At 57.4% G+C, this 1,778-nt stretch carries 2 protein-coding genes; both read right to left on the bottom strand.

The window, feature by feature from the left end; translation table 11 throughout:
- Positions 1-79, bottom strand: a 79-nt coding sequence (locus tag GYA94_RS28700) for a hypothetical protein (RefSeq protein WP_438826236.1), incomplete at its 3' end; no start/stop codon positions are given.
- A gap of 326 nt (positions 80-405) precedes the next feature.
- Positions 406-1,401: an IS110 family RNA-guided transposase gene (locus GYA94_RS12135; RefSeq protein ID WP_029887815.1), complete on the bottom strand. Its 996-nt coding sequence runs from the start codon at positions 1,399-1,401 to the stop codon at positions 406-408.
- Between the last annotated feature and the right edge of the window lie 377 nt (positions 1,402-1,778).

Raw genomic sequence — 1,778 nt, 5'->3', positions numbered from 1 at the left:
CGGGCTGGCGGATGAAGCGCTTGCCACCCGGCCGGCTCTTGATGGTGATTTCTGGGAAGACTTTGACGATGGGTTTCATTGGTTAACAGCGCGCGCAGGGCCTGCCGAAAATGAGGGGCGCGAATTATATCGGAAATTGCTCAGGATTTGACCAACTTTTGATCAGAAGCTTTGAGATAAATGTCAGCGCAGGATTTTTTGGTGCCCGTGAGACCGAGCGCCGCCCGCGCGGCGCATCGCGAGCTGCGCTCGCTCCTACGTTTGTTTCGGGCCAGTAACGCCTGTGACAGGCGCGCGCGGCCGCCTTGTTTGTACGGCGCGATATTGAGGCATGCACCAAGGCGTTCGCGCGCAAATCCCACAGGAATAATTGGCCCGAAACAAACGTAGATACTCTGTTGGCGGTCAAGCTTTTCTGAGGTGTTCAGAGCTGAAAAGCTTGGCCGTATCAAATGGCTCATCTCCGCTCATGCACGCCCAGATGCCTGTCAGGTACTTGCGCATGACAGCGGCGATCGCTTGCATTTTTTTCTTGCCCCTGCTGATCAGCGACTCATAAAAAGCCTTCGCATAAGGATCGCAGCGCACCGCCGTCAGCGCAGGCATGTACATGGCTGCCCGTAAATAGGCATTCCCGCTTTTGCCGAGCCGACCAGGTTTATCAATGCTTGTTCCAGACTGTGTCTGTCGAACATCAAGGCCAGCATGACGAGCGACCTGAGAGGACTTGAGCGTTTCGGGCAACGTGGTCAGCTCAGCCAGGGCGGCCAGCGCCGAGACCTCTCCAATCCCAGGGCCTGCGAGGAGTTGCTCGTACTGTCGAGTTAGCCTTGGACACTGGGCGATTAACTCGCGCCCTGCCTTACGAAAGCGCTCGATTCGATTACTTAGTGAAGCAATCTCTTCTTCTTGATCCTCGATCAACATTGAGGCAGTTGTGGCGGTCGCCTGCAATGCATGCAGCTCATTCTTCGCCCTGATACGGTGTCCCACCAAACGATTGATGTGCCGGCCAAGGCCTCTGAGTTCAAGCTGTACAGTGCTTGGAGGTGTCCACAAACGCGGGGTCATACGCTCCCCGTACTCGGACAGCAGCTGAGCATCTATTGCGTCAGTCTTGCTGTTCACCAGCATCAGTTTGGCGAAGTTGTGGAAGCTCTTGGGGTTGATCACGGAAACAGGTAGGTCGGCAGCGTGCAGCTCAATGGCCAAGTCCAGGTAATAGATCCCGGTCGCCTCCATCACGATCGACGTAGGCTTGAGCGCCTGCAGCTTTTTCACCGCAGCCTTGCGACCGGCAGGGGTTTGAGCGATATCCCACTGACCGGCAGTGCGCCCATCTTTACGCACCCCAACGACCGAAGTCCGTGAGCCGATATCGAGGCCAACCCAGACACTCATTCTTCCCTCTCCCAAGCGAATTAGGTAACAATGGCCTCCGGTTCCCCGACCTCGAACTTCATGCCGCTGCAACCTTGTAATGCGAAGTCCGACTTGTCGGCTTCTCGATACTCTTCGTGGTGGGCAATGAGGCGGGGGGCCTCTCTACGTACAAGGTCAGGGGCAAACCCTGCCTTCAGGAGCGATCGGCCTCCCCGGAAGTGCTTCTTCAGCCTGACGAGAATAACTTCTCCCGCCAGGCCAGTCACAACATACAAGGAGCGAGCGCAGCTCGCGATGCGCCGCGCGGGCGGCGCTCGATCTCACAGGCGCTGCAGATCCTTCGCCATACCTTCACCCGCACGGCCCATAGCATGTGAGACCGGGGTTGCCCCGGG

Source organism: Pseudomonas juntendi, from assembly GCF_009932375.1.
GTDB lineage: Bacteria > Pseudomonadota > Gammaproteobacteria > Pseudomonadales > Pseudomonadaceae > Aquipseudomonas > Aquipseudomonas juntendi.
Note: the sequence above shows the minus strand (reverse complement) of the source record. Positions and strands in the feature narration are given on the sequence as shown.